The 6266-nt window shown below is 55.7% G+C and carries 7 protein-coding genes and 2 pseudogenes; 2 read left to right on the top strand and 7 right to left on the bottom strand.

Annotated features, from left to right (window positions below):
* Window positions 1-384 precede the first annotated feature (384 nt).
* Window positions 385-1266 (top strand): pentapeptide repeat-containing protein, encoded by an 882-nt coding sequence (locus HMPREF2996_RS12335; RefSeq protein ID WP_083276403.1) that lies wholly within the window; start codon window positions 385-387, stop codon window positions 1264-1266.
* 85 nt (window positions 1267-1351) lie between these two features.
* Here the strand turns inward: HMPREF2996_RS12335 and HMPREF2996_RS00305 are convergent, their stop codons facing one another.
* The 4 genes from HMPREF2996_RS00305 to HMPREF2996_RS00290 form a co-directional block, all read right to left on the bottom strand.
* Complete coding sequence (locus tag HMPREF2996_RS00305) at window positions 1352-1666, bottom strand: NIPSNAP family protein (RefSeq protein WP_174232238.1); 315 nt, start codon at window positions 1664-1666, stop codon at window positions 1352-1354.
* A 99-nt stretch (window positions 1667-1765) separates the two neighbouring features.
* Window positions 1766-2095, bottom strand: coding sequence for a DMT family transporter (locus HMPREF2996_RS00300; protein ID WP_003849969.1), 330 nt, complete (start codon window positions 2093-2095; stop codon window positions 1766-1768).
* On the bottom strand, window positions 2092-2451 hold the full coding sequence (locus HMPREF2996_RS00295; protein ID WP_048733039.1) for a DMT family transporter: 360 nt from the start codon (window positions 2449-2451) through the stop codon (window positions 2092-2094). Before HMPREF2996_RS00295 ends, HMPREF2996_RS00300 begins: the two co-directional genes overlap by 4 nt.
* Window positions 2448-2993, bottom strand: a complete 546-nt coding sequence (locus HMPREF2996_RS00290) for a TetR/AcrR family transcriptional regulator (protein WP_034997557.1) — start codon at window positions 2991-2993, stop codon at window positions 2448-2450. Before HMPREF2996_RS00290 ends, HMPREF2996_RS00295 begins: the two co-directional genes overlap by 4 nt.
* Window positions 2994-3435: 442 nt before the next feature.
* Here HMPREF2996_RS00290 and HMPREF2996_RS00280 point away from each other — a divergent pair, with 442 nt between their 5' ends.
* The gene (locus HMPREF2996_RS00280) at window positions 3436-4029 is read left to right on the top strand and encodes a recombinase family protein (RefSeq protein WP_011117489.1); all 594 of its coding nucleotides are present in this window, start codon (window positions 3436-3438) and stop codon (window positions 4027-4029) included.
* Between the two features lie 861 nt (window positions 4030-4890).
* Here HMPREF2996_RS00280 and HMPREF2996_RS00275 read toward each other — a convergent pair.
* The 3 genes and pseudogenes from HMPREF2996_RS00275 to HMPREF2996_RS12325 form a co-directional block, all read right to left on the bottom strand.
* Window positions 4891-5154 carry a hypothetical protein gene (locus HMPREF2996_RS00275; RefSeq protein WP_011117479.1) on the bottom strand — a complete coding sequence of 88 codons (264 nt, stop codon included), beginning with the start codon at window positions 5152-5154 and terminating at the stop codon, window positions 4891-4893.
* Between the two features lie 353 nt (window positions 5155-5507).
* Window positions 5508-5925, bottom strand: a pseudogene (locus tag HMPREF2996_RS12725) (transposase family protein); the annotation flags it as partial.
* 164 nt (window positions 5926-6089) lie between these two features.
* Window positions 6090-6266 (bottom strand): annotated as a pseudogene (locus HMPREF2996_RS12325) (23S ribosomal RNA methyltransferase Erm); the annotation flags it as partial.

The raw sequence follows: 6266 nt of genomic DNA, 5'->3' as shown, positions 1-6266 counted from the left end.
AGGTTCTTCGGGTGGGTTGGCCCGCCTTCGGCCCAGTTGTGTCGGTGATCCAACTGGCTGAGAAAAGCAGGCTCGCCGCATCCGCCGACCCGGCAGGTACCGTCGCGTCCTTCGACAAGTTTGCGCATAATCAGGCCGGGTTGGTAGCCGTCGGCTTCGGCGACCTCACCGGTTAAATCTCGCACCTTGTCATGTGGCATGGGCTCAGCCCGCCAGCCGAAGCCTTCAATAAAGGTCGGTGCATCCTCAATATCGCAGGCCTGGTAGGTGTGGAGCACCACCGTAGCTGGTGGCTTTATTTCACCGGAAAGCAGTTTGATACCCCTTATCCTTCGACCAACGACAACGCGTGCTAAACCCCGACATTAGGCATATTCTTTATGAATGAGTTATGGCAAAAATACACCTAGCGAAGAAAGCACGCCAAAAGACGCTTCTCCGAAAGAACAAGATGCACTAGATAGGGATCCCTCTATAGAGAAGCATACCGAACAGGAAAAAGAGGTCACCCAAAGCACAAGTTCTGCTTCGCCTGCCCGCTTCGAATGGCTCCGCGACTTTTGGAGAGGGATCCCTAATAAGCAAGGGCTCCGCGACGTTGGAATATCAGTCCTTGCCTCCATAGTGGTGGGATCCTCTTTGGCATGGGCGCAAATTACTGATTCTAGAACCCAGGCAGACACAGCAATTCGTGCTGCTAATACTCAAGCAGTTACAGCAGAGCGACTCGAAAATCTGCGATACGTTCGCGATCGGGCTCAAGTTTCGACGTCAGCTAACCTATCACCCCATTGTCTAACAGCTGACGGGACCATATTTACCCCTGGTACGCCCACTACGAAATCTTCCACAGATAAACCAGACCCTTCTATTCCTGAACTTCCTTTTAAAGACTTTGACCTAAAGGAACAAAATTTGAGTGGTCTTTGGCTTAATTGTGCAAACTTTAGTGGAGCAAACCTCGAAGGGGCAGACTTAAGCAACGCAGTTTTAATAGAGGCGAAGTTTGACGGCGCGAATCTAAGAAACGCGAATCTACAAGGTGCAATCCTTGAACTAGCACAATTAGGGGGTGCCGATTTGCGTGGTGCGGATCTAAGCAACGCGGACCTATCGGGAACTCCTACAGACCTTTCAATTCTTGAAACTGCAACTTTGCACGAGACCATTCTTCCAGAGGATAACTTGGCGTTGACTCCACAACAGAAACAACGCTTACAAGATTTAGGTGCGACTTTCACTAAGGAGGAAGACCCCGAACCATAGTATAAAAGTCCGATAGAGTACACCCATCTGTACGCGCTGACCTGCGGCGTTGTGGGTTGTGCCGAGCGTGCTGCCGGAGTCCCTTTCAGTGTCCCTGGGGTAGGAGCGGCCGCATGAAGGTGCGCTCGTACCGCAGGACGCACTCGGACTCGTCTCGAATCCGGTCAGCGGCGATGAAGTCCGAGTGGGTGCCGAACAAGGTGCGGTACTGCTCGTAGGCAGCCAGGCTGGGGAAGCTGAACAGGGATTCCGCACGGTCACTCACACCTTCCGCGGGTAGGTAGTACCCGTGGTGGGTGCCGCCGTGTTCGTCGACATGCCGCATCCAAGCGCGGGCGAACTGTTCAAAGGCTGCGATCTGGTCGGGGTCGATGGTGTAGTGGACGACACAGGTGATCACATCCACAACGCTAGGCCCACAGGCGCTCATTGGGGAGCCTTTGTCTGTGCGCCTCGTGGTGCAGCACACCAATCTGCCTGGTTTACCTGCGGAAATGCGTCAGTTCGCCAAGTTGGCGCCGAGTTCAACGGTGAGAACTCCGACGGCGATGAGGAGGATGCCGAGGGCCATGGTTCGGGTGAGGGGTTCGTGGAAGATGACCCGGGCGAGGATCGCGGTGAGAGCTACGCCGGATGCTGCCCAGATGCCGTAGGCGACGCCAAGGGCCATGCCGTCGGCCAAGGCGAGACTTAAGGCGACGAACGCCACGAGATACCCCGCGATGACGCCGATGAACCATTTCTTCACCCGGCCACCGTCGGAGGCTCGTAGCGACATGGTCGCGACGACTTCGGACAAGATGGCGCCTGCGAGGAAGATCCATCTCATGAGTTGACTCCTGCTTCCTGGGCTGCGGTTTGCTGAGCTTTCTGGGAGCCGAGTTCGACGGTGAGGACACCGCTGATGATCGCAACCATTCCAAGACCCATCACAGCGGTCAGAGGTTCACCGAAAATCGCGGCGGATAGCACGGCGGCGAGCACGACCCCGCTGGCTCCCCAGATGCCATAGGCGACGCCGATCTGCATTCCTTCGCGCAGGCAGAAGGTGAGGAAGACGAAAGTGCCGATGTATCCGGCAGCAACCACGATGTACCAGGATGGGTGATTGAGCGCCGCCTTGAGAGACAGCGTCGCCGCCACTTCGGTAGTGATGGCGCCAGCGAGCAGGAACCACTGCTTCATGGGGTTGTTCCTTCGATCAGGGAGCGAATGCTGGAGACGACGGCTTCGAGATCCGCGCCGTGGAGGGTGGACACACCTGTGGCCTGGGCGCCCCAGAGTCCGTCGGCGGCGAGTCGGGCGGTGGTCAGCCTGGCTCGGGTGGCGGCGTCGAGATCGTCCGGGAGTTCGAGCCAGCGGCCCATCCGCGTAGTCCACGGTTCGGTGAGTTCGGGCCGATACGTCGCTTGGCCCCAGATGATGAACTCGGCGCGCTTGGCGGCCCCGTGGGCGGCGACGTGAACGTAGCTCAGGAGCCGCTCGGTGGCGTTGGCGTTCTCGAGGGGCTTGCCAAGGGTGGCAGTCATGTCGTTCTCGACGTTGGCCGCAGCGTGGTCGACGATCGCGGCGAGCAGTACGTCGCGGTTGCGGAAGTGATATAGCAATCCCGGTTTGGTGAGCCCGGCCTCGTGGGTCACTGCGTCAAGGGTAATGTCGCCACCCTCCGCTGCGTTCATGACGCGGAGGGCAGCTTCCAGGATCTCGGAGCGCTGACTGGTTCGCATATAGCTAACTTTACCATTTGGTAGGTGAAGCCTTCAACTGCGGGCGCTGGTAGGGGCACCTGGGGTACACCCTATTGTTACGCCGGTGTGCGGCAGAATGTTTCCTGTAAAATAGGGCCGTTCCTAGCATTGTTTTACACGTGTCTAGCGGGGTCTAAGCCTTATGTTTACAGAAAGTGGTGAGTGTGATGTTATCGTCTGACGGTTTCCATATTGAAAGTCATATTGACTCTGTACCCGCGTTGGCGCGGGTGAAAGATCTGCATGGTGGACTCTCGTCGGGGCAGCAGGCGTTGGGCAGGATTGTACAATCCTTGCTTGCTGACGCTGATGGCCTCGACGGTGTTCAGCTTTATGCCCTCTCGGATGCAATCGAGTCGTATCGTGATGCAGTCATAGAACAAGAGAATGCCGCCTTTAAACCTTCGCGGAGCGAAGACTAATGGTCAATGACTCTGGTTCGCATGGGCAGCGGGTGGGCTATATCCGTGTCTCCACGGTGGAGCAGAATAATCAGCGCCAGAAAGAACTACTCAATGCTTCCGGCAGGATTGACCGGTTTTTTGAAGATAGGATTTCCGGCCGCACCAAGACTGCCCGCCCTGGACTTGTCGAGTGTATGGCGTACGTGCGAGACGGTGACGAACTTGTCGTGTCGTCGATTGACCGTCTCGCCCGATCGCTGACAGATCTGCGCGGTATTGTTGATGAACTTACCGGCAAGGGTGTGACTGTTACTTTCCTGCATGAGAATCTCGCGTTTGCGAAAGACACGTCCGATCCGCGCGCGGATTTAATGCTCGGAATTCTCGGTAGCTTCGCGGAGTTTGAGCGGGCCATTATCCGCGAGCGCCAGGCGGAGGGGATTGCGTTGGCGAAAAAGGCCGGAAAGTACAAAGGCCGCAAACCCGCTCTTAGCCCGCAGCAAGTAGCGGAGATTAAACGGCGCATATTGGCAGGGGAGTCAAAGGCAGCACTAGCGCGGGAATTTGGGGTAACCCGTCCTACGGTGTATCGAGCATTGAAAAACACCTAGGGTAGTGCAGCCGTGATGGTAGATCAGCGCGCCCATGAGCCCCGTCATATGTCTTGCCATATGGCGGGACATATGTTTAGGCATATGCTAAAGCATATGTCGGCAGTTATGTAGCACTGCCAGCATTTTCGTGCGTCTAGATAGGGTGACAGGCAGAGAAATTAGCGGTGTTGAGTGCAGCTGCAAGTAGCACTGTACGGGTTTCCCCTCATGGGCGGCTTTTATAAAGGCAGGGGTGAAATCATGCTTCTAGGTCTCGTCAGGGGTGGCTGCTAACGTTAGTGCCGGTTCACAATCATGCCCCGCCACCTGTGGTGGGGCGTGGGCGTGACTTCCTCGTCGGTGCGCGGTAAGGCCCGCGCGTGACGTGGGCTGTCCCGCGCGCCTTTTTCAGGCGAGCGGACAACCCTACGACGTAAAGGGAGGTAGACAATGGGTAAACACTCATTGGATACACCCGGTCGCAAAAGAAAAGACCTTGATGCCACCAAGCTTGACTGGCTAGATGTGGCTACCAAGGTCATAGTTCTTGTGACCGTAATCGTGAAGCTCGTTACCGCGATGCTTCACGTGGGTCTTTAGGCCCGAGGGTCTCAACGAGCTGGCACTCGTTGGGGCCCTTTTTATTGTGCAGCCGCAATTCAGGGATGAACTGTGCTGTCACTTTTTAGGCTAATGGGCGCGCGAAGGTTTCGCAATACTCCCACACTGAGCCCGTAGCCCTCCTTTTCTCTACTGCGGGCGGGAATCTGCGTATTCGTGCGCCCGCGAGTCCTGCCATATGGCGGAACATATGTTTAGGCATATGTTATAGCGTATGTTCCGCCATATGCTAAAGCATATGTTCTGTGTTATGCAGGTTTACCTGCTAGTTCTTGCGTTTAGGCGGAGTCCGAAAATGGTAATCCACAAGGCTAGTAGGCCGAAGGAGATGAGCAGTGCGGCCAGTTCTCGCGAGAGACCGGCCTGGGTGAAAAGGAAGGAGGGGACAAGGATCATTGCTGCGCTTATGCTGCCTCCAAGCGCGGCGTAATACATACGGTCTTCTGGCCGTTCGCGGCGGATGGTCTGGATGATTAAGACGAAAAGTACTGCGAGTGCGGCGAGGGTGATGGTCGTGTACATTCCTTCTCCTTTCGGGACTGGTGCCCATTTTATCGGTGAGGGTGTGCACGGTCTGTGTGCTGCGTTTTCCAAGAGTCAGGGTGTGTTAGTGTTATCCCCCGTAAGATCCTGATGAGCAGTTGAACAAACTGCACCACCGGAAGTAACAAACTCGAAAGGGTATGTTACCTCCGGTTTCTTTCATTTTTCAATCTTTGAGGTGCGAAGATTGCACGCGTGGGGATTGAGGGTGTGAATCCCACTGTCGTGGGTTTGATGAGGTAGTCGATGTTGCGGAAGCTTTGGCATCGGCGTGCGTTGTGCTCCGTACGTTGTTTCAAAAACGGGTTTCATCAAACGGAACAAAACCTGGGACACTTCATATCCCACCCCAGGCCTAATGACTTGGGTGCAGCGGCAACGCTCATCCGATTTAGGCAGAGTCGTTGCAGGATCCAGTGGGTCACCTGGTCCGTGGTCTTTGAATTGTCGGGCGCGCAGGCAAGGCCAGCACGGAAGATCTTCTGCAAGCAACGCTTGTTGGTGCACCGGTAGCGTGGAAGGCGCACATGAAGTTGTTGGGTGGCCGACGATGGGCAGATCGACCAGGCTGCGGATGACGTGGTCGCGGAATACTCCAGGCTGCCCGCAGGTAGGGCATTCATTGATCGGCTCGACGGGTTCGGCTTCAATAACAGTGACGTCACCGTTTTCTGTGGCACCGGTGATAGTAGTTCCTAGTTTTGCGGTGCGGCAGATGGTATCGACGATGACATTTCCGTTAGGCTGCACAGTAGGTCCTTAGTTTTGTACGGATGGATTAGATACCTTTTTCCTACAAAGCCAAGGACCCCAATATCTTGTGCCACGCCCGAACCCCCGGCGAACTAATCAATGCACTCTAAAACCGGAAGAGCCCTTTTAGTACTACTGGTGGATTTCGGTTTTGGTGGGGATTAACGCCGCCGGCTTCGGTTTTTCCGTTGAGGAGGTCGTTGACTACTTCCCGATGGTGAAATGGGTCGATGGTGAGGTAGAGAGGAACCAGTCACCTGGAAGAGATCGATCCAGTCGTTGGTGTGCAATCTGGGAGGTAGGGTCGCGGGGTCGATTCCTCGCGAGCGCAACCATGA

It is taken from the genome of Corynebacterium sp. HMSC066C02 (assembly GCF_001814945.1).
GTDB classification, from domain to species: domain Bacteria; phylum Actinomycetota; class Actinomycetes; order Mycobacteriales; family Mycobacteriaceae; genus Corynebacterium; species Corynebacterium aurimucosum.
This window is presented reverse-complemented; position numbering and strand designations above follow the sequence as displayed.

Bases quoted from the DNA above. Each gene is read 5' to 3' on its own strand.
- HMPREF2996_RS12335 (WP_083276403.1), top strand. From the start codon at position 385: ATGAGTTATGGCAAAAATACACCTAGCGAAGAAAGCACGCCAAAAGAC.
- HMPREF2996_RS00300 (WP_003849969.1), bottom strand. From the start codon at position 2,095: ATGAGATGGATCTTCCTCGCAGGCGCCATCTTGTCCGAAGTCGTCGCG.
- HMPREF2996_RS00295 (WP_048733039.1), bottom strand. From the start codon at position 2,451: ATGAAGCAGTGGTTCCTGCTCGCTGGCGCCATCACTACCGAAGTGGCG.
- HMPREF2996_RS00290 (WP_034997557.1), bottom strand. From the start codon at position 2,993: ATGCGAACCAGTCAGCGCTCCGAGATCCTGGAAGCTGCCCTCCGCGTC.
- HMPREF2996_RS00280 (WP_011117489.1), top strand. From the start codon at position 3,436: ATGGTCAATGACTCTGGTTCGCATGGGCAGCGGGTGGGCTATATCCGT.
- HMPREF2996_RS00275 (WP_011117479.1), bottom strand. From the start codon at position 5,154: ATGTACACGACCATCACCCTCGCCGCACTCGCAGTACTTTTCGTCTTA.